The organism is Bacillus cereus group sp. MYBK108-1, from assembly GCF_051917185.1.
Lineage (GTDB): Bacteria > Bacillota > Bacilli > Bacillales > Bacillaceae_G > Bacillus_A > Bacillus_A cereus.
This window is the reverse complement of sequence record NZ_JBQAHZ010000026.1, coordinates 1-25,718: the sequence shown is the minus strand read 5'-3', so window position 1 is coordinate 25,718 and position 25,718 is coordinate 1. Positions and strand designations below refer to the sequence as shown.

The following is a 25,718-nucleotide window of genomic DNA, read 5'->3' as shown; positions in this document are numbered from 1 at the left end:
CTCGCTTTTCTTCTATTACATAAACATCATCGCAAATAACGGTCCAAGTAAACATGTCAAAATTGCTGTTAATGTCATTGTTACCGATCCAATAACACCTTCATGTTCGTTATTTTTCATCGCTCTCATAACACCCATAATATGAGAAGCACATCCAAATCCGATACCTTTACCAACTGAGTTTGTAACACGACTCCATTTTAATAAAAGGGGTCCTGTAATCGTTCCAGTAATACCTGCGATAACAACGAAAGCTGCTGTTAAGGAAGGTACACCACCGACTTGCTCTGAAACACTCATCGCAACTGGCATTGTCACCGATTTTGGTAAAGACGATAAGATTAAGCTTTTATCCGTTCCCATAAGTGAAGCAATCGCAAAATCACTAGCGATTGCAACTGTTGTACCTACTAATACGCCACCAGCAATCGGTACAACATATTTTTGCAGAACATGACGTTGTTTATAAAGAGGAATTGCAAATGCTACAACACCGGGTCCAAGTAACTTTGCAATCCAGCCACCACCACTTTCCATATAATGTTGATATGGTATATCAAGCACGATAAATAAGAAAGCCATTAATCCAGTTGCTACAAGCATTGGAATGGTGAATGGTGTTGGAAATAATTTATAGATTTTTTTAGATAATTGATATAATAGCACCGTAAAAAGAACCCAACCGACTCCGATTAATATTTGGCTCATCGCGACTCTCTTTCCTTCCTATTCGCAAGATATTGTCCTGTATGTCCTGCGACAATAATAATTAAAAATGTACTCGCTACAACTGTAATGAAAAGAGAAATTCCTTTACTCATAAAAAAAGCACCGTAATTCATTAGGCCAAGCGTTGGCGGAATTAATAAAAACGGCATAATAGCAACGAGTGTTTCTGCTCCTAAATCGAACCATTTCACTGGAAGAACTTTTAGGCTAAGTAAAACAAGTAAGAGGAACATTCCAATCAAACTTCCTGGGATCGGAATATTTAACATTTCTTGTACCCAAGTTCCAACCATATAAAAAACGTAAAGAGCAGCAATTTGGACAAGAATCTTTGTAAATTTCATGTTCATCATCCCTCATGTTTATACGATCTTCTGTTAATATCTTTATCATAGTATAAATTGTAAAAAGCTGCAATTTATCAACTTGACAACAAAAACAGCCTATGTTATACGCTTACAACCTTGATATGACTGCATTTCTAAACGAAAATTACGTCAAAAACCTTGACCTAATATAAAAAGTTTTTATTTTCTGAATTTAAAAGACTATTATTTCAATAAAATAATCTTTTTATTCTTAAACTTACATATATATAAAGTAAAACTTTAATCAATGAGATTCCCCTCATCCTTATTGATTATTAGCCCTCACCAAGCTGGTTTGTACGGGATAAACAAGATAGGTGGTGAACATATGCCCAAAAAAGTTCTCATTTTTTGTGATCCTGGGATTGATGATACGATGGCTCTCCTCTTAGCATTCTTTATCGATGAAATAGAAATTGTCGGTATCGTTGCTGATTACGGCAATGTTCCAAAAAAAATGGCCGTAGAAAATGCTCATTTTTTTAATAACGAAACAAAGAATAGAAATATCAAGATATTCGGTGGTTCAGAACGTCCCCTTACTGGTGCCCCACCTGCGTTTTTTACGGATGTACATGGGAAACAGGGGCTCGGTCCAATTATTCCAAAGGTGAATGTGACTAACGGAGAAATGGAGAATTTTTTTGAAGTCATTCCTCTTATTGAACAGTATAAAGATGAATTAATCATTGTAAGTTTAGGAAGACTTACCTCCCTAGCAATTTTATTCATCGTATGTAAACAGTTAATGAAGCAAGTTAAATCTTACTACGTAATGGGCGGTGCCTTTTTACATCCTGGTAATGTTACCCCTATTTCCGAAGCAAACTTTTATGGCGATCCTACTGCCGCTAATATAGTCCTTCAATCCACAGCTAGCATGTACATATACCCATTAAACGTCACTCAATACTCCATCATTACACCAGAAATGGCAGAATACATTGAGGCAAAAGGAAAAGCTCCACTTGTCAAACCGTTATTTGATCATTATTACTACGGATATTATAAAGACGCCCTACCACATTTAAAGGGGAGCCCCTTCCATGACACAATACCAATACTCGCTTTACTTGATAACTCTATGTTTACCTATCACAAATCACCTATCGTTGTCATGACAGAATCTTATGCACAGGGGGCAAGCATTGGAGAATTTCGCTCTTTAGGAGAATCTAAACCATTTATTGATTGGCCGAGTCATCAAATAGCAATTGATTTTGATTATAACCGCTTCTTCAAACATTTCATGTCACTTATGACGGGTGAACAATTTTAGCATAAAAAAACAGACCGTGATTTCTCACGGTCTGTCGTTTATTTTCTACAATTATCGTTTGATGTTATAGAAAGATTTTACACCATCGTAAACAGCTACTTCGCCTAGCTCGTCTTCGATACGTAATAATTGGTTGTACTTAGCAATACGGTCAGTACGGCTCATAGAACCAGTTTTGATTTGTCCAGCGTTAGTTGCAACTGCGATGTCAGCGATTGTAGCATCTTCAGTTTCACCAGAACGGTGAGATACAACTGCTGTGTAACCAGCACGTTTAGCCATTTCGATAGCTTCGAAAGTCTCAGTTAAAGTACCGATTTGGTTAACTTTAATTAAGATTGAGTTAGAGATACCTTTTTCGATACCTTCAGCAAGTTTTTGAGTGTTAGTTACGAATAAATCGTCACCAACTAATTGTACTTTATCACCGATACGCTCAGTTAATAATTTGTGACCATCCCAGTCGTTTTCGTCTAAACCATCTTCGATAGAGATGATTGGGAAGTCTTTGCAAAGCTCTTCATAGAAATCAACCATTTCTGCAGAAGTTAAGCCAGTACGGCCTTCGCCTGCAAGGTCATATTTACCAGTTTCTTTGTTGTAGAACTCAGAAGAAGCAACGTCCATTCCTAAGAATACGTTCTCGCCAGCTTTGTAACCAGCTTTTTCGATAGCTTCGATGATTACTTCTAGAGCTTCACGGTTAGAACCAAGGTTTGGAGCGAATCCACCTTCGTCACCTACTGCAGTGTTAAGACCTTTGTCATGTAATACAGCTTTAAGTGCATGGAATACTTCAGCACCCATACGGATTGATTCTTTGAATGTTGGAGCACCAACTGGTAAGATCATGAACTCTTGGAAGTCAACGTTGTTATCAGCGTGAGAACCACCGTTGATGATGTTCATCATTGGAGTTGGTAATTGTTTTGCATTGAATCCACCAAGGTAACGGTATAATGGAAGACCTACGAAGTCAGCTGCTGCGTGAGCTACTGCCATAGATACACCAAGGATAGCGTTAGCGCCTAGTTTACCTTTGTTTGGAGTGCCATCTAATTCGATCATAGCACGGTCAATACCAGCTTGGTCAGTTACATCGAAACCAGCGATTTCTGGAGCGATAATTTCGTTAACGTTGTTTACTGCGTTAACAACACCTTTACCAAGGTAACGAGATTTGTCACCGTCACGTAATTCTACTGCTTCGTGCTCACCAGTAGATGCACCACTTGGTACGATAGCGCGTCCGAAAGCGCCGCTTTCTGTGTAAACTTCTACTTCTACAGTTGGGTTACCACGAGAGTCAAGGACTTCGCGAGCATAAACATCAATAATTGTTGACATAATAAATTCTCTCCTTTTTATATAAGCAAATTATTTAATAATTGTTTTACCTGTCATTTCTTTCGGTTGCTCAACACCAAGAAGTGTAAGCATTGTTGGAGCGATATCACCTAAGATACCATCTTCACGTAATTCTACGTCGTTCTTAGTAACAATGAAAGGAACCGGGTTAGTTGTATGAGCTGTCATTGGCTCTCCTTCAGAAGTTAATTCTTCATCCGCATTACCATGGTCAGCAGTAATAAGTGCTACACCATCTTTTGCAAGAATCGCTTCTACAACTTTTCCTAAACATTCGTCAGTTGCTTCTACTGCTTTAATTGTTGGTTCCATCATCCCAGAATGGCCAACCATATCACAGTTCGCAAAGTTAAGAATGATAACATCATGTTTATCATTTTCGATTTCATTTACTAAAGCGTCCGTTACTTCGTAAATGCTCATTTCAGGTTTCAAGTCATACGTTGCAACCTTTGGTGAGTTAATTAAGATACGCTCTTCTCCTGGGAATTCAGCCTCACGACCACCGCTAAAGAAGAATGTAACGTGCGGATACTTTTCAGTTTCCGCGATGCGAAGTTGCTTTAATCCCGCTTGCGCAACAACTTCACCTAAAGTGTTATCAAGGTTCATTGGCTTGAATGCCACGTAACCATCTACAGTTTCACTGAAGTGTGTCATACATACGAATTCTGGAATGTGAGGTACTTTTTCACCACGATCGAACTCACGGAAGTCTTCGTTTGTAAATACACGAGCAATTTGAATTGCACGGTCTGGACGGAAGTTATAGAAGATAACTGCATCATCATCATTGATTGTTGCAACTGGCGTGTTATCTTCGTTAACAATTACAGACGGCAATACGAATTCATCATAGATACCGTTCGCATAAGAGTCTTCTACACACTCTTCTGCTGATTTATAAGTAGGGCCTTCACCATTCACCATAGCACGGTAACATTTTTCTACGCGATCCCAACGCTTGTCACGGTCCATGGAGTAATAACGACCAGAGATAGTCGCGAATTGTCCTACTCCTGTTTCTTTAATTACTTCATTTGTTGCATCGATATAGCTTTTTGCTGTTTTTGGTCCAACATCGCGGCCATCTAAGAATGCATGAATGTATACTTTCTCAACGCCTTCTTTAGCTGCTAAGCGAAGAAGAGCAAACATGTGATTCATGTGACTGTGCACACCACCGTCAGAAAGTAAACCGAATAAATGAAGTGCAGTACCTTTTTCTTTTACGCTTTTAATTGCACTTTGGAACGTTTCGTTCTTATCGAACTCACCTTCACGAATTGCAACGTTAACGCGTGTTAAGCTTTGATATACAATGCGGCCAGCACCGATATTTAAGTGACCAACCTCAGAGTTACCCATTTGACCTTCTGGAAGACCTACTGCCTCGCCACAAGCTGTAAGCGTTGTGTGAGGGAATTTGTTCCAGTAACCATCAAAATTAGGTTTCTTAGCTTGTGCTACAGCATTCCCGTAAGTTTCTTCACGAAGTCCGAAACCGTCAAGAATGATTAAAGCTGTTGGCTTTCTCATTTTACCGCCCCCAGAAGACCTAAGAACGAAGCTGGCTCTAAGCTAGCACCGCCAACTAAAGCGCCGTCGATGTCAGATTGTGCCATATACTCTTTAATGTTTTCTGGTTTTACGCTACCGCCGTATTGGATACGAACAGCTTCTGCAGCTTCTGGAGAAACAGCTTCTGCAACAACTTTACGGATGTGCGCACATACTTCGTTTGCATCTGCAGAAGAAGAAGATTTACCTGTACCGATAGCCCAGATTGGCTCATAAGCGATAACAGTTGCTTTAACTTGCTCTTCTGTTAAACCTGCAAGTGCTTTTGTCACTTGACCTGCTACTAGATCAAATGTTTTTCCGCTTTCGCGCTCTTCTAAAGTCTCACCACAACATACGATTGGTGTTAAACCATGTTCAAATGCTGCGATAGTCTTTTTGTTTACTGACTCATCTGTTTCAGCAAACATTTCACGACGCTCAGAGTGGCCAAGTACTACATAGCCAACTTTTAAGTCGCTAAGTGCTACTGGGCTAATTTCGCCAGTGAATGCACCATTTTTTTCGAAGTGCATGTTTTGTGCACCTACTTGTAAGTCAGTTCCTTCAGTTGCTGCTACAAGGCGCTCTAAGAATAGAGCTGGAGAGCAAACTACTGCATCAACAGCTGAAGCTGCTGGGATTTGACCTTTAACTTCCTCTACGAAGCTAACTGCTTCTGATAGAGTTTTATTCATTTTCCAGTTACCTGCGATAATTGGTTTACGCATGCTTTGCACCGTCCTTTTTCTTTGGCTGCTACTTATTTGTCGTTAAGACAAACTACACCTGGAAGCTCTTTACCTTCCATGAATTCTAATGACGCACCGCCGCCAGTAGAAATGTGGCTCATTTTATCAGCCATACCGAATTTTTCAACAGCTGCTGCAGAGTCACCACCGCCGATAACAGAGTATGTATCTTCTGCATCTGCTAATGCTTGTCCTACTGCTTTTGTACCTTCTGCGAATGGAGTCATTTCGAATACACCCATTGGTCCATTCCATACAACAAGCTTAGAATTTTTAATTACATCTGCATAAATTTCACGTGTTTTAGGACCGATGTCCACGCCTTCCCAGTTAGAAGGGATAGAGTCGATACCAACGATTTTAGTTGTTGCAGTTTCAGAGAATTCCTCAGTGATTACAACATCAACTGGCATGTAGAAGTTTACGCCTTTTTCTTTTGCAAGTTGCATAAATTCTTTAGCTAGTTCGATCTTGTCGTCTTCACATAGAGATAGACCAATTTCATGACCTAAAGCTTTAACGAATGTGTAAGCAAGTCCACCACCGATGATTAAGTTATCTACTTTGTCTAATAGATGACGAATTACACCGATTTTATCTTTTACTTTCGCACCACCGATAATAGCTGTAAATGGACGTTCTGGGTTAGAAAGTGCTTTACCAAGTACATCTAACTCTTTTTCCATTAATAGACCAGATACTGCTGGTAGGTAGTCTGCGATACCTGCTGTAGAAGCGTGAGCACGGTGAGCTGCACCGAATGCATCGTTTACGAAGATGTCAGCAAGTGCTGCAAATTCTTTCGCAAGTTCTGCATCGTTCTTTTCTTCGCCCGCATAGAAACGTACGTTTTCAAGAACTAATACGTCGCCTTCGTTCATTGCTGCAACCATTTCTTGTGCAACTGGTCCGAACGCTTCGTCCGCTTTTTTAACGTCTTTACCAAGAAGCTCGCCTAAACGTGCTGCTACTGGAGTTAAACGCATTTCTTCTACTACTTGACCTTTTGGACGGCCTAAGTGACTTGCTAAAATAACTTTCGCACCTTGCTCTACTAAATATTGAATTGTAGGAAGAGCTGCACGGATACGAGTTTCATCTGTAATTTTGCCTTCTTTCATAGGTACGTTGAAATCAACGCGGCAAAATACACGCTTACCTTTTAAATCTACGTCACGAATTGATTTTTTGTTCATTGGATTTCCCTCCGACTACTAGTTAGGATTGACAAAACCCACTCAAAAGCTTAACACATTTGCTTTTAAAACGAAAGAAGAGAGAGAGGGAACAAACCCTCTCCCTCGTTTTGTCATTGATAACTTATATAATTAAGAATTAAAGACCTTTTGAAGTCATGTAAGCTGCTAGGTCTACTACGCGGTTAGAGTAACCAGTTTCGTTATCGTACCAAGAAAGTACTTTAACCATGTTACCTTCCATTACCATTGTAGATAATGCATCGATTGTAGAAGAAGCTGTACATCCGTTATAGTCGATAGATACTAATGGCTCTTCGCTGTATCCAAGGATACCTTTTAATTCGCCTTCAGCTGCTGCTTTGAATGCTGCATTTACTTCTTCAACTGTTACTTCTTTGTCAAGTTCAACAACTAGGTCAACTAGAGAAACGTTAGCAGTTGGAACACGTACAGCGCCACCGTTTAATTTGCCTTTAAGTTCTGGTAATACTAATGCTACAGCTTTAGCTGCACCAGTAGATGTTGGGATCATGTTTTCAGCTGCTGCACGAGCACGACGTAAATCTTTGTGTGGTAAGTCTAAGATTTGTTGGTCGTTAGTGTAAGAGTGAATTGTTGTCATCATTCCGCGTTTTACGCCGAATTTTTCGTTTAATACTTTAGCGAATGGAGCTAGACAGTTTGTAGTACAAGAAGCGTTAGATACTACGTTGTGGTTAGCTGCATCGTATTGTTCGTGGTTAACACCCATAACTACAGTGATATCTTCGTCAGAAGCTGGAGCTGAGATGATAACTTTCTTAACTGATCCACCTAAGTGTTTCTCAGCGTCTGATTTTTTAGTGAAACGGCCAGTAGATTCTACTACTACTTCTACTCCGTAGTCGCTCCATGGTAATTGAGCTGGGTCACGCTCAGCGATAACTTTAATTTCTTTACCGTTAACAACGATGCTGTTTTCGTTAGCAGATACTTCTGCATTTAAAGTTCCGTGAACTGTGTCATATTTTAAAAGGTGAGCTAATGTTTTAGCATCTGTTAAGTCGTTGATTGCTACTACTTCTACCTCAGAGTTGTTAAGAGCTGCGCGGAATACGTTACGTCCGATACGTCCAAATCCATTAATACCAATTTTAGTCATTTGAATTTCCTCCTTGGGGGATTATATTAAAGGGTAAAACCCTTTGTTAACTGTTTTGCTGCACCTTCATCTGTAATTAGAATTGAAGTGTGCCCTTGTTTAATTACAGCCTGTATTGCTTTTGCCTTTGAAGAACCTCCAGCGACTGCAACAACGTGAGATACATTTTGTAAATCCTCTAGTTGCATACCAACTGTTCTTACTTTATGAACAACATTTCCTTCTTCATTAAAGTAGTAACCGAAAGCTTCGCCAACTGCTTCGCTTGCCTGAATCTTTAACCAATCTGCTTCTGAAGTACTTCTGCGACGTGCCATTGTTAACGCATCACCTATTCCATGAATGACGATATTGGAAGATCGAATCAACTCAAGAACTTCTTTCACGGAAGGCTCTGTCACAATAGACGCATATGCTTCGCTACTAACATGGTCTGGAACATACAATAAGCGATAATTACTCATCGTATTTTGTGCCATCTTGGCACAAATGGTATTGGCTTCTAATTCGACGCCTTCTCCAATTCCACCACGTGCTGGGACAAATAGCATATGTAAATCTTTGCAATCAAGTTGCATCATGTCCGCAGCAGCAGCTAGCGTAGTTCCTCCAGCCACAGCAACGATATTATTCGCTGTCAGACGGTCTTTTATACAAGTCACACAAGCACGGCCCATCTCCAGTTTGACCCAAGGTGATTCATCACTATCACCAGGGACAACGAAAACTTCATCCAAGTCTAATGTTTCCTTAAGTTGCTTTTCTAAAACCTTTAACCCGGAAATTTCTTTCATAAAGTCTTCCAAAGCAAGAACTAAAGCTGTTCCTTCTTCTGTCAAAGTCATTCCAGAAGAAGCGACGTGAACTAAGTTTTGTTCTTTCAAAACTTGAACTTCACTTCGCAATACTCGTTCTGTCATACCGAGACTTGCTGATAAGTTTCTTCTTCCAATCGGCTGCATGAGCCTAATGTATTGAAGAATTTGCATTCTCGTTTGCATAACAGGTAGCAGATCAGGTAATAATTTTTTTGTGTTCTGAATCCATGAGCGCATATCTTTTCTCCTCACTACATCGGTTCATTTTTCCTTCGTGGTCACTTTACGTCCCGTAGTGACATTTTGTGTCCCACATAGGTTAAAAAAATAATCCCTGCTACGTGTATTATTGTAACAGGAGATAGAAACTTATTCAACTCTTAACTGCATTCTTTATATAGTTTATTATGACACCTTTGTGAATGTTACCATATTCTACTTGTTTTCCGTCCATTTCTACAACCGGAATCATTAAGTGATATTTTTCTAAAAGGTCATTATCTTCATATATATCTATTTCCTCGATTTGAAAAGAATATTCACATTGTACTTCCTTTAAAACTTGTTTCGCCTTCACGCAAAGGCCACAATCTTTTTTAGTATACAGTACAACTTTCATCTTCTTCACCTATCCGATCGTTTTTCGTAATGACGAAGCTGGGATATGCATTTGTTCTCTATACTTCGCCACTGTTCTTCGAGAAATAACAATTTCATGCTCTTCTTCTAATAATTTTGAAATCTTTTGATCTGAAAGTGGCTTTTTCTTATCCTCTGCCCCAATTAGCGTTTGAATAAATTGTTTTACACGTTTTGTAGAAACTGCTTCATCTTCAGTCGTCGAAACGGCATTGCTAAAGAACGATTTCATCTCAAATAAACCGTGTGGTGTTTGAACATATTTATTTCGCGTCGCACGACTAATTGTCGATTCATGCACACTTAACTCTTCCGCTACCTCTTTTAAAGCGAGAGGTCTTAAATACTCTGGACCTTTCCAGAAGAAATCACGTTGTTTTTCCATAATAATAGTCATTACTTGCAGCAATGTCTGTTTTCTCTGCTTCAAACTACGCATAATCCACTGCACATGCTGATACTTTTCTGATACGTAAGATGCTACTTCACTTTCACTATTATTAAGAAGCGCACTATATTCAGAGTGAATTTCAATTCTCGGCATATTTCTCTCATTCATTTGTAAAATGAGGCGATCGCCATCTTTTTTCACCGCCATATCAGGTACAATGTAAAGTGGTTTATCTGAAGAAAACGCAAGACCAGGTTTTGGTTGTAATGACGTTATACAATTTACCGCACTCTGCAATTCCTCATTACTACACTTCAACACTTGAACGAGCTTTCGCCAATCTTTCTTCACAAAATAAGCGAAATGATCTTCTACAACCTCTTCTGCTAATCCATTCCGTCTTTGTAAGCGCTTCAATTGCAAAGTTAAACATTCCTGAATATTACGCGCCCCTACCCCTGCTGGTTCCAGTGATTGGACAAGCTCTACAGAGCGGTCGACTACATGAATGGGCGCAGAAAGGAGCTCTGCTAACTCTTCATTCGTTTCTTGTAAATATCCATTTCCATCCATGTTCATAATAATGAAAGAAGCTACTTTTCGCTCTTCTTCATCTATTTTATAATACTGTATTTGATTTAATAAATGTTGCTGAATCGTTGTAGAATCCACACTGTAGATCTCCATCTGATTCTCGACTTGTTTGCTGGTACTTTTACTGTTGTTAGAGCTCTTTTTCTTCTCCCTCTCAAAACCACCTAACTCAATAAGGGGATTCTCTAACGATTGCTCATACAAAAACTCCGATAATTCTTGTACATTATACTGGAGCATTGTAATCGCTTGCCTTAACTCTTGTGTCATTGCCAAACGTAAGCTTTGTTCTTGTAAAAGACTTGCCTTCAAACTAATCTCCCCCTTGTTTCTATTGTACAATAAGTTTGGTAAAAGGAGAATCCTCACGCAGACACCCATTCCAAAATATTATTAATTTATATGTATTAATGAGATTTACAACTTACAACCTAAATTTGAATAATATTGAAAGAAAATAATAAACTCAATTATTTGTTACCACATACTAATAGTAACCCTTAATTTTATATATAACAACATTAAATTTATCTCTGTTCAATTCCAAAATAAAAAGAGCAGTTTAGGTATAGTGACACTTCACTATGCCTAACTACTCTTTTACGATACTTAATTAAGAAAGAAACCTCTTATTTAAAGCTAAGGAACTTTGATTCCTAATTACATAGGAATCATAGAGATAATCGTTCGATTCACTAGACGCTCCTTGAATTCCTCTCATCTCTTCCACAGACAACTCAACTATTTTTTTCACGCTTCTCTCGTTATTACTATCCATCATTTTTTGTTTTCTTTTCGAAAAAAATCCCATAATTTATTCCCCCCTGCAATTAATTATTTTTTAACAATTGAATGAATTTAAGGCTCTTACCACTTCTTAATACACCTTTCGGATAGACCTTCGCTGCAAACATAGCAATTAAGCTAATGCTAGCCAGTAATACAACCATAGATGTAATAATTTCTAAACTCCCAACGGATCCATTAATAATCCTAACTACCATACTAATTGGGGCTGTAAACGGAACATATGATGTCACCCTTGATACTAGCCCTTCAGGGTTATCAAGTACTACTAATAACTCCACCACTAAGCTTCCCATCAATATAAGAGTAATCGGCATCGTTGTTCCGGATAATTCTTCTGGCCTGCTTACCATAGAACCAAACACTGCGAAAAGTGCCGCATAAACGAAGTAACCGAGAACAAAATATAACAAGAAATATGCAGCATGCTCACCTGTAATCATATTTACATCAATATTCACTCCAAAAAACGAATCCGATACCTTAAAAATTCCAGATTTAATATATAGCGCCATACTAAGGAAGAAAATAAATAACTGTGTCAAACTAGCAAGACCGACTCCTAATATCTTCCCAAAGACCATGTGAACAGGCGACACCTTCGTTACCATCACTTCCATAACACGCGACGCCTTCTCTGACGCTACCGCTGTAGCAATCGCATTTCCATACGAAGTAATTGCTAAGTACATAATCGCCACTAATAAATACACCAGTAAGAATGAGCTTGTTTCTTCGTTATTTAAGTTTTGCTTTTTCGCTTGCACGTTCATCGTCAGTGATTTCACAGCCTCTTCTGATAACTGTTGTTTAACTACCGCACTTTGAAAATACTGATTTTGTACAAATACCTGCGCACTTTGAATCAACTTAGGATTATCCACCTTCATAAAGTAATCTAATACTGGTTCAGCACCCGCACCCTCTTTTAATATAAAGAGCGCTTCGACTTTCTTATCTAACAAATCTTGCTTATATTGATTTAATTTTGTTTTATCACCTAAAGACCAATCCCATTCTGGAAGAGCTTTACTAAGATTAGATTGATCCAAAGTAACATTAGGTGCTTCGGAAATAAATACAACTTTTGCTTTTTCTTTCTCTCCAGAAAACTTTTGTACTAAAGTTGGAAAGGAGAATAAGAATATCCCTCCCCCTATTAATAACAATGTCATCCCAATAAATATTTTCGTCCTCACACGATCCCAATACGTTTGCCCTAAAACAATCCAGAAATTCCTCATTACTTATGCACCCGCCTTTTCAACAAAGATTTGATGTAAAGAAGGTTCTTTAATAGAAACATCTCGGATATATTGTTTAGTTTTAATGTCTTCAAGCAGCGAAAATGCATCCTCTCCATCATTAACTTTAATCATGAACGTACGATTAACTTTTTCAAAATTGAAATTTTTCTTCTTAAGAATAGGTTCAATATCCCCTTCCGTTTGCAACGTCATATATTTGTATTGATAACTTTTCTTAATATCTGACAAGGCACCCGATAATACAAGTTGACCATTTTTCATAATACAAATTTCCTCACAGAACGTTTCTACACTGTCCATTTGATGACTACAGAAGATAATCGTTTTTCTTTGCGCGATTAACTCGAGCACAACATTTTTTAACATCTCTGCATTTACAGGATCCAATCCACTAAATGGTTCATCTAGTATGATGAATTCCGGATTATGCAATATCGCTGAAATCAATTGAATTTTTTGTTGATTTCCCTTTGACAATTCCTCTGTTTTCTTCTTTAAATGTGGTGTCATTTCTAATTTTTCTAGCCACTGTAACGCATGCCTTTTTGCAAGATTAGCTGGCATTCCTTCTAACTTGCCGAAATACACCAATTGCTCCACTACATTCATTTTCGGGTATAATCCACGCTCTTCTGGTAAATAGCCAATAGATAGGTCTTTCTTTGAAAAAGGGCGATTATTCCATAGAATTTGGCCGCTATCCGGTTTGATTAAATCTAAGATCATACGAATCGTTGTCGTCTTACCAGCACCATTTCGGCCCAGCATCCCTAAAATCCCACCTTCTTCTACACGTATATTTAAATCATTAACGGCTTTATATTCACCAAATGTTTTATTTAATCCTTGAATTTCAAATGCCATATATAACATCCCCTTTACTGTTTAATAAAGTAAATAACTGCCATTCCTAAAGCAATTCCGCCAATCATAAGTAAAAACTTTTTAAAATTCATCTTTATCTCTCCCATTTTTTGAAATTTGTATTTCGAAAATCAAGTGCACCCTTCGCATTTACAATACCTTTTCCAAAATATTTTTTTCCGTCATCTAATGCCGGTTTTGCCCCCTGATATAATCTTGTTTTAACAAATCCATTACTAGGCTTCAGCCTAAATTTTTCTTTATATTCCGCAATTACAAGTGCGGCTGTAGCAGAAACTTTAGGAACTGCTAGACTCGTTCCAATCATCAGCTCATACCCTCTATCAAACCCTAACCATTCACTTAGCTGGGATTGCGGAAGGTTTGTAGGATACGTGGTTAATACCATAGCTGTTTCATCTCCCACTTTTTCACTTTCCCACAAAGATCCATAATCTCCTGATGGAGCTGCAATATCAACATTGGTTCCATAATTAGAGTAATAAGCTAATCGATCATCTTTATTTGTTCCCGCAACAGTTACTACCCCCGGTAAACCTCCTGGCATATGAAGTTGTAAGTCGTTTTCATATCCTCTTTGCTTAGCTAATTGAAAAGGATTTGAAATATCGAATCCTTCTGTTCCAGAGGAAGCCACTAGCAAACTCCCTTTACTATTCGCATACTCTATTGCTCTTTTATAAGCTAAGTACACAGCTCCTTCTTCTGGATCTTTAATGGACTTGTATGTTCCTAAACTTAAATTAATAACATCCATACCATCATTTGCAGCCTCTACAATAGCTTTAATAATCCAACTTGAATCTGCAGAACTACCTTGAAATACTTTATATGGTACAATCCCAATTTTGGGCGCTACCCCCTTTATTTTCCCATCAGCAGCTATTAACCCCGCAATCATTGTTCCATGACCAATATTATCTTCAATTGATTCTACATTCGGAACTAAAATTTTCCCCTGACTAACTATATTTCCCTTTAACGCAGGATGATTTACATCAATCCCACTATCAATAACACCAATCTTTACACTATGATTTCCTTGTTCAATTTTATAGCTCTCCCCATTTTCTGTTACCTTATCGACATCCCATTTCCATTTGCTATAATCGGCCTCTTCTTGTTCTAATTGTGAAGGTGCGTATTTTATTTTATTTGAAGGATTCTTTACTATAGTGGGCGGCTTTAATTCCACTACATCCTCTCTACCTGCTTTTTCAATTATCCCTTTATAATTTTTTAATAAATGCTGCTTCGCTTCTTGTACTCTTTCTAAATTATCACCTTCAATATTCAGCATCTTAATTTCTTTTATTACTTCTAGCTTTAAATCGGGATATTTATCTCTAATTTCCTTTATCATCTCATCCGTATTTTCACCTTGCCTCAATGTAAACACATACGAATTTTCTTTAATTTGATTATGTTTCATTTCTTCAGCGCTTATCGTACTAACTCCAACTATAGGAAGGTTTAATAATAATCCCACAGTAATTCCAGCACCTATTTTCGCTATTGTGTTTCGATATTTAAGCCAATCTTTCACTTTTAATCCCTCCTTTTACTTCCTGAGCTTTTGACAATTGATAATAATATCCTTGCTTCTCAAGTAGCTCTGTATGTGATCCTATCTCTACAATTGCTCCCTTATCCATAACAATAATCTTATCTGCATTCTTAACCGTGCTTAATCTATGTGCAATGACAATCCTTGTACATAACATATCAGTTAAATTCTCATCAATAACTCTTTCAGACAATGTATCGAGTGCACTTGTCGCTTCATCCAATATTAAAATAGATGGGTTTGTTACCAATGCTCTAGCTAATATTAACCTTTGCCTTTGCCCACCAGAGAAGTTAACTCCAAATTCAGATACCATCGTTTGAAAATTTAATGGTAGCATCATAATATCTTCTAATATATTCGCTTGCTTCGATGCCTCAATTACTCCATTCGGAGGCACCCCTTTCCTTTGCGCAATGATATTTTCTCCTACCGTTTTGTTAAACAATCTCGCTTCTTGGAAAACAACGCCTATTGATTTCCTTAAAAATTTCAAATTTAACTTTTCGCTTTCAATCCCATCAAATCGGATTTTCCCATTCGTTGGTGTATATAGTCCGAGAAGCATTTTTACAATTGTACTTTTTCCAGACCCAGACGCCCCAACAATTGCGACCTTCTCACCAGCTTTGATTTTAAACGAAACATTCTGAATTGCATCTTCACTGAAATAATTGTGACGATAAGAAACATTGTCAAACTCAATATCACCATTCAGTTTCTTAATTCCTGAAAATTGATTGACCTCTCTCTCCGATCTCGCATGCATTACATCGTAAATCCGCTGAATATAGGAGCTAATATAAATCAATTCACCATAGCCACTCCCAATGGAGATAATCGGAGTTATAAACGAAATCGCTAACGCATTAAAGCCGAGTACACTTCCTAATGTCATATTTCCAGCTAGCACCTGTTGTCCACTGAACCAAAGCAGAAACAACGGTAAGATAAATTGAATAGAACCCGCTAATGTATTCATCAATGCCGTCCATATAGATCTCTTCTCTGCATGAATAAGCTGAGAACCAAAGCGTTCTTGCCATTCTTTATACACTTGCTTTTCCAATCCCATAACCTTCACGTCACTAATCCCATTAATACTCTCAGACAAAATCCTTTGAACTTGAGCTTGAGCCGAAACCTCTTTATCAGCTAACTTCTTAGAAACAGTCGTGCTCATGACAAGTAGGGCGAATATAACACTCCCAACTGCTAACACAACGAATCCTAATAAGGTCGAATAACGAAACATGAAGAATAAGTAAGTGAAAAGCAGAATTCCATCTATAAGAAAGGAAATTACCTTAGTAGATAATATTTGTCTAATATATACATTGGAATTTGCTCTAAATAACAGTTCTCCCATAGAGCGATTCTCAAAAAAGTTATAAGAAAGACTTAATAATTTTTCTATAAAACTTTGCATTAAAGACATATCAATTGCCGTTTGCAACTTCGCTATTAGGAAACCTCTTAACGAAGCAAATACTTGATAACTTATTAGCAATACTAAAATGCTGTAACCTATCATATTCATATAGCTCGGATCTCTCGGAATAATTACATGGTCAGTCATCCAACTTGTGACAAATGGAATCACCAGCGCAAAAGCCTGAATTATCAAAGAGGCTAATACAATTAAAGCTATTAATTTCTTTTTCCCTAACACAAACGATAAAAAGAATTGCAAATGAGAGACACCTTTTTGTTTTTGAAATGACTCATCTGGTTCTAGTGTTAATACAAATCCAGAATACTTTTCCTCCATTTCTTTTTTAGAGATTTTATTTCTTCCGTAAGCAGGGTCTATAACTATAGCCCCCTTTCTTGTCACTTTCTCTAGGACTACATAATGTTTATGTTCCCAATGGATAACTGCTGGTAATTTAACTTCACTTAAAGCTTCATATTCAGCTTTATATCCTTTTACTTGAAAACCATTTTTCCTAGCAATATGCATAAGCTGGTATAAAGATGTACCACCTTTCGGAACACCAAACTCTTCTCTTAATTCAGCTAACGAAACATGCTTTTCATAAAAACTAAAGACCATCGCCAATGAGGCTAATCCACATTCGCTATGTTCCATCTGTTCTATAAAGGGCACCTTTGCCATTTTATTCCCCCCTATCTCTTTAACTATTAATCATAGCAACACCCTCATGGTTACCATGATTAAAATTAAATTCAAATGTAATTAATCCTAAAAAATATGCAGCTATTCCAATTTGGACCCTTGAATGTATTTCTAACTTTCTTTTAATTGAGGCTACTAATTCCCCCACTCTCCTTCTACTAATAAATAACTCCCTTGCTATTTCAACATCCTTCAAACCTCGTGCAATCAACACAGCTACTTCTTTTTCTCGACCACTTAAAACTTTCTTCATCATTCTCCTCCTTTATTCTCAATCCATATTAGATTATTTTTTCTCGTTTATTAAACTGTGTTGTCTTAATCTGTACTCATATCATATCCTTCTTTTAAACGTTATTGTCCGCAATGCACGTTGTAGTTACCGCAAACAAATTAGCGGGATTCTCCGCAACATCTTCATAAAAAAAACATATCGCATTTGCGATATGCTTAATTGTGAAGATGTCCCTCTTATGTTACAATTGGAATATTCCGAATTTTTACAAAAGGGGAGCTGCGAGTGATTTATTCATTACAAAATGAATTAATTTTGCGTGCAAAAAAACTGGTTTATGGACATTTTTTCGAATCTACATTACGTCAATGTTCTTCAGAATATATTGAATACAAATTCAATGATTCTACTCGTTTTGCTAACATCACTCTCGTACATTATGAAATATTTCAAGATAACCAAAATGAAGAGGAAAAACAATTACTGCTAACAATTATAGAATTACTTATGCTCGCTCTAGATATTATGGATGATATTCAAGACGAAGATTTCTTAGAAGGACCTTGGACAAAACATCCAATTGCCACAAATCTCAATATAATTATGGGATTTTTACTTATTTGTTTGCAAGAAGTTGACAAGGCTTCCCTTTCAATTCAAATGAAAAACTGGCTCAAAAATGAAATACACTCTTCTATTTTAAACTCTATTAATGGACAACAACTAGATCTTAAAAATGAAATCCATTCCGAGAAAGATTATATTGATATGGTAACTCACAAATCTGGATATCTAATTAAACTTGCATGCTTATTAGGAACAGGGAATATCAACCCTATCCAGCGTTCTTTAATTGAAAACTACGCACTATGTATAGGCGTTATTAATCAAATAAAAAACGACATGCGTGATATTATGCAATGGGATAAGAAAAATGATTTTCTTAATTTAAAGAAAACTTTACCAATACTATATTATTTAAATAGTAAAAATGATAACTTTATACTTATAAAAAAGTTCTTTAATCAAGAGATACAATATGATGAATTAAATAATCAAACATTAGATTCTTTAAAACACATATTACTGTACGGTGGATCAATGGAGTACTGCTCCGTTATGCAGAACCTATATGTATACAAATCAAAAGGATACATCGAACAACTTTCACTCAGTCAAGCAAATAAGGATAGGTTAATTGATACTCTAATTTAGTTTACTTCCATGTCTCAGCAGCTTTACTAAGTAAAGACGATTTATTTAAAGTACCTAAAATAATTTCTAATTCTTGTTTTGATATACCATCAATGGCTATTGTTCCTTGACTACACACATTTTTAAATTGAATATCTTCTAATATACGTTCAACTAATTCTCTAATCATATATCGTTCACCCCACCAATTTTTATAGTTTTATATTATTACATATTCTTTTGCTATTATCCGCAATCCTATTGCGGGATTCCGAAATTATATATGATAGTGAGGTAATTCTAGCAATGATTAAACAACGTCCAATTTATTTCGTAATTTCATTAATAATTTTTTACTTAATCATACAAAGTTACATCCTCTACAATTTTTATCAGCCTTACAGTGGCATTATCGCTTCTAAAGAAAAACATAATACATATACAATCAGTCAAATTGATACGTCGGGTTGGGCTGCAAAAACAGCCTTAAAAGCAGGTGATGAAATTTACAAAGTGGATGGGGCGAATCCTTATTTAGGGGTTTTCAAGCGATACCAAAATCAATTTTTAAATGCAACTGAAATTCAAACTATACAGAATGATAGGATTTCTACTTATAGCACAACAGCTACTTCAGACAACGAAGAGCTAATTATTACATTATATCTACCAATGATTTTTTCTCTGACCATTTTAAGCTTATGCTTTATTGTCTATAGAAATAAAGCTATAAGGCGAGAAGAGCGTTATTTTATGCTTTTTTTATTAGCAACCTCTATTAGCCTTTCCGCCTCTTCTATATCTAGTAAATCTGATTTTGGCGGACTCTTAATTATAAGTATCTCTTTTCAAAGTGTATCTTTATTTCTTACTTTATTTTTATATCAGCTGTTTAAGCGGAAGGAAATTATTATTATACATAAAAATGTGATTAGATTTCACATTTTTCTATACATGACCGTTATTACTACCGGCTTATTATCCGTTACCTTTCTTCCAAATTTGCAACAAGTCTCTGCTTACACAGATTTAGCTTATTTATGTTTTAGTATTCTTTTAAGTGTATATTTCCTTTTAAAAGGATACATAAAATATAGAAATACTTTACACAGGCCTTTTTTTAAATTTATGTTAGTTATCCAATGTATTTCTTTCGGGCCATTTATAATGCTATATGCTCTTCCAAGGATATTATTTAATGCAGCCATTATTAGGGCTGATATTGCAGCATTATTCCTATTTTGCATTCCAATTGGCTACTTTTATTTAATATTAACAAAGCAAATCTTTGATATTGATTTTATGTTTGATCGTGTTCGGTACTACTCTTTGCTTTCATTACTTCCAACTATCATTATTACATTAATTATAAGCTGGGGTATTAATCCTGATGAGCGATTCTTTATTAGACTCATGCAAAATTTCATTATCATTTTCCCTTTAAACATACTGTTTCTTGTAATAAAAGAACGATTAGATTTCACATTTCGCAATCAATTATTCAGAAGCAAAACCAATTTACATGTAAGTATTGATCAATTCGCACAACAACTTTCTTCCATTATGAAAGTAAAAGATTTAGAGAAAAAATTTATGAATGAAATTATCTCCCTACTAAAACCGTGTTTTATACAATTTATTGAGTTTGATACAAAACAAAATACATACAATTGTTATAAAAGTTACGGAGAAACAGAAAAATTTAATCTTTCGAAAAAGAAACAATGGGGAATGGAATCAGGGTATATAAATGATTTATTAGAAGATGACGGATGCATCGGTATTTATTTATATTCTACCCAAAACACAAAGCATTACATTTGGGTTGGAAATAAAACCAACAATATTAAATTTAATATCAATGAAAAAACTTGGTTTATTGCTATCGTAAAATATGTACGTCTAGTTTATGAAAACCTAAATTCAGTTAATCAAATCATTCAATCTTTAGAAAAAGAAAGCATAGCAAATAAAACACACTCAGCAACTCTTTCACGCCTACTATTTCAAATCTCAGAAACTGAAAGGCGTCGGCTTGCTGCGGATCTTCATGACGCTGCCCTGCAAGACCAAATTGTCTGGTATCGTAAACTAGAAACTGTATTAAAAGAACATACTGTACCAGGTGAATTGCAGGGACAATTAGAAAAAATAAAATTCGGTATGTTTGATGTTATTCAACAAATTCGTGACACTTGTAATGAATTAAAACCGGCTCTTCTATCTGAAATTGGTCTTATAGGTGCACTTAAAGAGCTATTAGCACAAATGCAACTACGTACTAATTTCCGAATTCAATTTGAATATGACTCAATACAGGAGAATCATTACGAATTTGATAAAATTTTATCTGTTTATCGTATTATCCAAGAATTATTAAACAATGCTGATAAGCACTCTAATGCAACCTTAATTAATATATTTTTATGGGAAGAAAATAATTGTATTTATCTAGATTATCGTGATAACGGCATCGGTTTTAATACCCAAGCCCCCTATTCTTCAAATAAACATATGGGTTTATCTGGAATCAAAGGGCGCGTTCAAGGAATAGGAGGCGAAATTCAGCTTATTTCAGAAATAGGAAATGGACTACAAGTAAATATTACTATACCGAGGTGAATAAAATGATACACGTTTTGATTGTAGACGATCACCAAATAGTGGGTGAAGGTACGAAAAATATGATCGAATTAGAAGAAGATATTCAAGCAACATACATTTTAAACGAACAGGAAGCAATTTCTCAAAGTTCAAAAACACCTTTTGATATATATCTTTTAGACATGAACATGCCTAATTATAGTGGACTTGATGTGGCTCAAAAACTTTTACACATACAACCAGATGCAAAAATTATTCTCTACACAGGCTTCGAATATTTATCACAATTTAATTTATTAATAGATTCTGGTATTAGCGGTATTGTTAGCAAATCAGCATCACAGCAAGAGTTATTAATGGCTATTCGGGCCGTCTTAAATGGGTATACTTTAATTCCAATTTCTTTATTGCGACAACTTCGAGTTGAAGATATGACTGTTGATAACTTAGATACGAAAAGAGCATCAAGCCATGTTACAATTACACAAAAAGAATTAGAAATTCTTGAATCCATTGCGAAAGGAAAAAGTAATAAACAAATTGCAGATGAATTATATATGAGTTCTAGGGCTGTTGAATATAATTTAACGAAACTGTTTAAAAAGTTCAAGGTGAGTTCTCGTTCTGAAGCATTAGCTGAAGCTGTTCGAAAAGGTATAATAAATGTAAATGTATAATAAAGACATTCTACCAAAAGGTAGAATGTCTTTTCATTTATCCTTTTACATTCTCTAATGTCATAACGGATGGAATTTCATTCGGCTGTAATAGTCTTAACAACTGCATACCAACTCCTGCTATCCCTACAAACATACCAAATGATTGAATATCATCTGGTGCATCACATTGATAACTACCAGTTTCTCTATAATTATTAATAACTTGTATGCCAATTTGTAACGCCTGTTCATACAATTCTTTATTACCATACAACTGTGAAACAGCCAATAGTAATTCCGTGTCCCCCATATTCCCATGACATAATGTATCATTATTTTTAAATCCATACTTTCGTACATTATCTACAGCCACTCGAATTTCTTCGTCCATTTCTACATCTTCTTCATAGCTTCTTACTAAAACTCTACTCAATCCTATTCCAGTGGAACCGTGGCACCATTGATGTAAGCACTTCTTCTCACTCTCTCTTGTGTCTTTCCACGCACTTTCTTCTTTTTCAAACAATGATCGATCATAAGCAAATGCTTTTTTAGCTAAATCAATATATTCTTGATTCCTATTCATAATCCCTGAACGCCATAAGCTCCAAGCGATACCACTCGTCCCATGAGAAAAACCGCCTAAATAACTGTTAGTATGTTTATTCTTCCACGCTACTCCACTTTCTAATATTGATACATTTTCCACCAAATGCTTACTGTACATATCAGCAAGATCTAAATAATCTTGATCCTTTGTCATTTCAAATAAATTAAGAGCCACTTGAATAACTCCTGCTGAGCCACTTAACAAATCAAACTCTTCTTCTTCTTTGAGCCTTTCTTTTAATTCTACTTTTATTTCTTCTAAAAAATCCTGATATTCTTTTCTAGGACTTATAGATTGAAAATGTGCTAATGGATATAACAATGAATATTTACCCAAGAAGGTCGATAGAAGCCCCTTCGCTTTCGATAAAGGGTTCATCGCTGACTTCAACGCCTTATGAGCAACCTCTAAATATTTTTCGTTTCCTGTAACCTTATTTAGATACAATAAGAATAGTGCTACGCCACCTAAACCGTCATATAAATTTTGCTTCATCGGGGCAACATACCACTTGTCGTGAATAACATTTGCTTGTAACCATGATGCTGTTGTTTTATCATCTGATAATACTACATTCTCTACTAAAGACTCTCCGATATTTATAGCTTCCTGCAAGATTGTCTCCTGATGATTTTCTAATAATTCACTTCTGTAATCCTCTTTTCTTCTCACTTTAATATCAACATCTCTATTTCCCTGTATTGCCAACTTCAGCCACCCTCGTTGCTTTTCCAATTCCTTATCATCAAAATGATAAATTCTATTATATACTTGCTCATAACCGCTCTCCTTAAAAAAGTCTTCCATCCTTTCACCTGTACTACTATATAGATCTCGTGAATCTGTAAAAGTCGTAAATATAGGAACATCCGCACGTAATAAGTCTTGAATCTCATGAATGACTAGCCCCTTATTTTCATATGGGTAATACCATACTCTTTCAAATAATTGTTCCAATAAAATTGAATCTCTCATATAGTCTGGATGTGTAGACTCTTGTAAGAAATTACAATATTGTTGAGTCGCCCTAGCAACAATGCGAATTTTATTTTCTCTAAATGTAATTAAAGGTCCTCTTTCTGATAAAATCTCTTCCTTATACTCAATAAAAAATTTACACATTTCCTGAAAACCATCAATAATAAAGGTTAAATAATCCTCTACATAAATTTCTTCTACTCCAAGTTTCGGTAGATTTTTAGCACTTTGACTTTTGGCTTCTTTCATAGTAAATTCCATTTCATCCTTACTATTTTGACTTAAGGCCAGCACCTTAAACGGCAAATCTTGCTCTTTTCCATTTAAAGCACTTAAATCTATACCTTTTCCATCGATGTTTTGAAACATAGCTTGCGGTAACAATCCAGATCCTATCACTGAGTCGCTTTGTTCATATTTCAATTTTACTTCCGCACTATCCGGAAAATTCAGTTTTGGATATTGATGAAAAATCGTCTCCGAATCAATAATGTATGGATACTCTCCATGAGCAATTATATTTTCAAAATGCAAATCAGCACCTTTTAACATATGCATTAAACCAATCAACTTACCAAAACGTAAATAGTAGCGCTCCACCTCTTCTTTAGAAGAGCACGGTTTATACAATATTTTTTCTTCCCATCCATATTCACCAAAGTCTAAAACTTTATATGATGGAAGTTGTATACTTCCACTTACCTCATTCATCCATTCTAAAAATGCATGGTACGATTTCGTAATTTCCATAGACTTTGGCTTGTATAAAATTTCTTTACCTGAAGAGAATACAAGCTGGACAACTGTTTTCCCTTCTTGATGTGTATCTCCTAATCCAACCTTAATTTCGCTTAATGATACATCCTGCAATTGAAATTCTTTTTGTAACTGTAGCCAATTTTCATTCAAACGAAATAGTAACATTTGAACATTTTGTATAAAATACTCTGTTCTCAAAATTAACCTTCGTGTTAATGTTGCGTATTCCTCATAGAACGCAATTAAATTCTCCTTATTTCTAGCTTTCTCTCTGACAAAGGAAAGAAATCGCTCTTCTGGAGTCTCTCCTACTAGTTCTTCCCTTAGTTTTGCAATATTAAATTCTAAGACTAGTGATCGCACCGCATTATTTAATAACTCTTCTACTAAAGATCGCACTAGCATTTCTTTAATCTCTTCATGCTCATAACGTATCTTATTTAATCTATATTTCAACGAACTATCTATCATTTCGGCTGCATAAAGTGCAAACGGCCTAACAAATTCTATAAACCCTAAATCTTCCTCTGCACTTAATGGCTTACTTTCACACAACTCTATTCCTATTTCTAACACGCGCAAATTCACATGTTCATTTAATTCATCTATATATAAATGCTCTTTTGATTCAGGGATTTTCTCAATTAAACTCGCAAAATCTTCTTTTGTCATTTCATTCATTTTTAATTTAAAATCAAAATCAGCTTTATTACTTCTAAACATTTTATCTATCCATTTATTTAATTGGGCTAAATTTAAATCCTCCGATAATAATAAATCTCTTCTACTCTTTAGCGTTTTATAACGCTCTTTCAAATTAAGACTCTTCGCAAATGCCTTTTCATTTATATATGAGTGAATTAACATAATAATTTAATCCCCTTCCTTATTTTAAAATCCATATTCCAATAAATTGGTCCCCTTCAGGGGAAACAGATTCCAACATTCGATTTTTCGCATTCGAATATTGGAATCTGTTTCATTCAAAAGGAGATGAATACCCCTTTCGAATGAAACCTATCTACTTACAAATTTTAATTGATGCCGTTATTCCTATAATTACTCCCACACAAAGTGGTGTTGTTTCTGGTTGTACATCCGATGCCCCTTGGATTTCCGCTAATTCTTCCTCACTTAATTCATTTAGCGCTTTTCCAGATGGGTGTTTCGGTAA

At 35.9% G+C, this 25,718-nt stretch carries 23 protein-coding genes; 4 read left to right on the top strand and 19 right to left on the bottom strand.

What is annotated here, in order from left to right; all coding sequences use genetic code 11:
• Positions 1–15: 15 nt before the first annotated feature.
• Entirely contained in the window at positions 16–708 is a 693-nt protein-coding gene (locus ACTFSL_RS25495; RefSeq protein ID WP_000078309.1) for an LrgB family protein, read from the bottom strand.
• The gene (locus tag ACTFSL_RS25490; protein ID WP_000673222.1) at positions 705–1,073 is read right to left on the bottom strand and encodes a CidA/LrgA family holin-like protein; all 369 of its coding nucleotides are present in this window, start codon (positions 1,071–1,073) and stop codon (positions 705–707) included. The genes ACTFSL_RS25495 and ACTFSL_RS25490 overlap by 4 nt, the downstream gene beginning before the upstream one ends.
• Positions 1,074–1,425: 352 nt before the next feature.
• Here ACTFSL_RS25490 and ACTFSL_RS25485 point away from each other — a divergent pair, with 352 nt between their 5' ends.
• The gene (locus ACTFSL_RS25485; protein WP_224201254.1) at positions 1,426–2,376 is read left to right on the top strand and encodes a nucleoside hydrolase; all 951 of its coding nucleotides are present in this window, start codon (positions 1,426–1,428) and stop codon (positions 2,374–2,376) included.
• A 51-nt stretch (positions 2,377–2,427) separates the two neighbouring features.
• Here ACTFSL_RS25485 and eno read toward each other — a convergent pair whose 3' ends face one another.
• From eno to ACTFSL_RS25415, 14 genes are all read right to left on the bottom strand, one after another.
• Entirely contained in the window at positions 2,428–3,723 is a 1,296-nt protein-coding gene (gene eno, locus ACTFSL_RS25480; protein ID WP_000103955.1) for a phosphopyruvate hydratase, read from the bottom strand.
• A 30-nt stretch (positions 3,724–3,753) separates the two neighbouring features.
• On the bottom strand, positions 3,754–5,283 hold the full coding sequence (gene gpmI / locus ACTFSL_RS25475; protein WP_440042606.1) for a 2,3-bisphosphoglycerate-independent phosphoglycerate mutase: 1,530 nt from the start codon (positions 5,281–5,283) through the stop codon (positions 3,754–3,756).
• A complete protein-coding gene (tpiA, locus tag ACTFSL_RS25470) occupies positions 5,280–6,035 on the bottom strand; it encodes a triose-phosphate isomerase (RefSeq protein ID WP_001231038.1) in 756 nt (251 codons plus the stop codon). The genes gpmI and tpiA overlap by 4 nt, the downstream gene beginning before the upstream one ends.
• A gap of 32 nt (positions 6,036–6,067) precedes the next feature.
• Positions 6,068–7,252 carry a phosphoglycerate kinase gene (locus ACTFSL_RS25465; protein WP_001036350.1) on the bottom strand — a complete coding sequence of 395 codons (1,185 nt, stop codon included), beginning with the start codon at positions 7,250–7,252 and terminating at the stop codon, positions 6,068–6,070.
• A 139-nt stretch (positions 7,253–7,391) separates the two neighbouring features.
• Positions 7,392–8,396, bottom strand: a complete 1,005-nt coding sequence (gene gap / locus ACTFSL_RS25460) for a type I glyceraldehyde-3-phosphate dehydrogenase (protein ID WP_000161236.1) — start codon at positions 8,394–8,396, stop codon at positions 7,392–7,394.
• Between the two features lie 26 nt (positions 8,397–8,422).
• Positions 8,423–9,451, bottom strand: a complete 1,029-nt coding sequence (gene cggR / locus ACTFSL_RS25455; protein ID WP_001258185.1) for a gapA transcriptional regulator CggR — start codon at positions 9,449–9,451, stop codon at positions 8,423–8,425.
• A 136-nt stretch (positions 9,452–9,587) separates the two neighbouring features.
• The gene (locus ACTFSL_RS25450; RefSeq protein WP_000869726.1) at positions 9,588–9,833 is read right to left on the bottom strand and encodes a glutaredoxin family protein; all 246 of its coding nucleotides are present in this window, start codon (positions 9,831–9,833) and stop codon (positions 9,588–9,590) included.
• 9 nt (positions 9,834–9,842) lie between these two features.
• Positions 9,843–11,150 (bottom strand): RNA polymerase factor sigma-54, encoded by a 1,308-nt coding sequence (rpoN, locus tag ACTFSL_RS25445; RefSeq protein ID WP_000647957.1) that lies wholly within the window; start codon positions 11,148–11,150, stop codon positions 9,843–9,845.
• A gap of 301 nt (positions 11,151–11,451) precedes the next feature.
• Positions 11,452–11,649 carry a hypothetical protein gene (locus ACTFSL_RS25440; RefSeq protein ID WP_000505575.1) on the bottom strand — a complete coding sequence of 66 codons (198 nt, stop codon included), beginning with the start codon at positions 11,647–11,649 and terminating at the stop codon, positions 11,452–11,454.
• A 19-nt stretch (positions 11,650–11,668) separates the two neighbouring features.
• A complete protein-coding gene (locus ACTFSL_RS25435; protein WP_001243601.1) occupies positions 11,669–12,889 on the bottom strand; it encodes an ABC transporter permease in 1,221 nt (406 codons plus the stop codon).
• Positions 12,890–12,892: 3 nt separating this feature from the next.
• On the bottom strand, positions 12,893–13,777 hold the full coding sequence (locus ACTFSL_RS25430) for an ABC transporter ATP-binding protein (protein ID WP_000863493.1): 885 nt from the start codon (positions 13,775–13,777) through the stop codon (positions 12,893–12,895).
• Positions 13,778–13,871: 94 nt separating this feature from the next.
• Complete coding sequence (locus tag ACTFSL_RS25425; RefSeq protein WP_440042604.1) at positions 13,872–15,344, bottom strand: S8 family peptidase; 1,473 nt, start codon at positions 15,342–15,344, stop codon at positions 13,872–13,874.
• A complete protein-coding gene (locus ACTFSL_RS25420; RefSeq protein ID WP_440042602.1) occupies positions 15,328–17,484 on the bottom strand; it encodes a peptidase domain-containing ABC transporter in 2,157 nt (718 codons plus the stop codon). The genes ACTFSL_RS25425 and ACTFSL_RS25420 overlap by 17 nt, the downstream gene beginning before the upstream one ends.
• A 19-nt stretch (positions 17,485–17,503) precedes the next feature.
• Positions 17,504–17,758 carry a response regulator transcription factor gene (locus ACTFSL_RS25415; protein WP_000757187.1) on the bottom strand — a complete coding sequence of 85 codons (255 nt, stop codon included), beginning with the start codon at positions 17,756–17,758 and terminating at the stop codon, positions 17,504–17,506.
• 267 nt (positions 17,759–18,025) lie between these two features.
• Here ACTFSL_RS25415 and ACTFSL_RS25410 point away from each other — a divergent pair, with 267 nt between their 5' ends.
• Positions 18,026–18,955 carry a polyprenyl synthetase family protein gene (locus tag ACTFSL_RS25410; protein ID WP_000640554.1) on the top strand — a complete coding sequence of 310 codons (930 nt, stop codon included), beginning with the start codon at positions 18,026–18,028 and terminating at the stop codon, positions 18,953–18,955.
• Position 18,956: 1 nt separating this feature from the next.
• Here the strand turns inward: ACTFSL_RS25410 and ACTFSL_RS25405 are convergent, their stop codons facing one another.
• Positions 18,957–19,124: a hypothetical protein gene (locus ACTFSL_RS25405; RefSeq protein WP_000617614.1), complete on the bottom strand. Its 168-nt coding sequence runs from the start codon at positions 19,122–19,124 to the stop codon at positions 18,957–18,959.
• 116 nt (positions 19,125–19,240) lie between these two features.
• Between ACTFSL_RS25405 and ACTFSL_RS25400 the strand changes: the two genes are divergently transcribed.
• A complete protein-coding gene (locus ACTFSL_RS25400) occupies positions 19,241–21,556 on the top strand; it encodes a sensor histidine kinase (RefSeq protein ID WP_440042600.1) in 2,316 nt (771 codons plus the stop codon).
• A 5-nt stretch (positions 21,557–21,561) separates the two neighbouring features.
• Entirely contained in the window at positions 21,562–22,215 is a 654-nt protein-coding gene (locus ACTFSL_RS25395) for a response regulator (protein ID WP_000582194.1), read from the top strand.
• Positions 22,216–22,252: 37 nt separating this feature from the next.
• Here ACTFSL_RS25395 and ACTFSL_RS25390 read toward each other — a convergent pair whose 3' ends face one another.
• Complete coding sequence (locus tag ACTFSL_RS25390) at positions 22,253–25,411, bottom strand: type 2 lanthipeptide synthetase LanM family protein (RefSeq protein WP_322211366.1); 3,159 nt, start codon at positions 25,409–25,411, stop codon at positions 22,253–22,255.
• A 154-nt stretch (positions 25,412–25,565) separates the two neighbouring features.
• On the bottom strand, positions 25,566–25,718 hold a 153-nt coding region (locus ACTFSL_RS25385), incomplete at its 5' end, for a mersacidin family lantibiotic (RefSeq protein WP_440042621.1).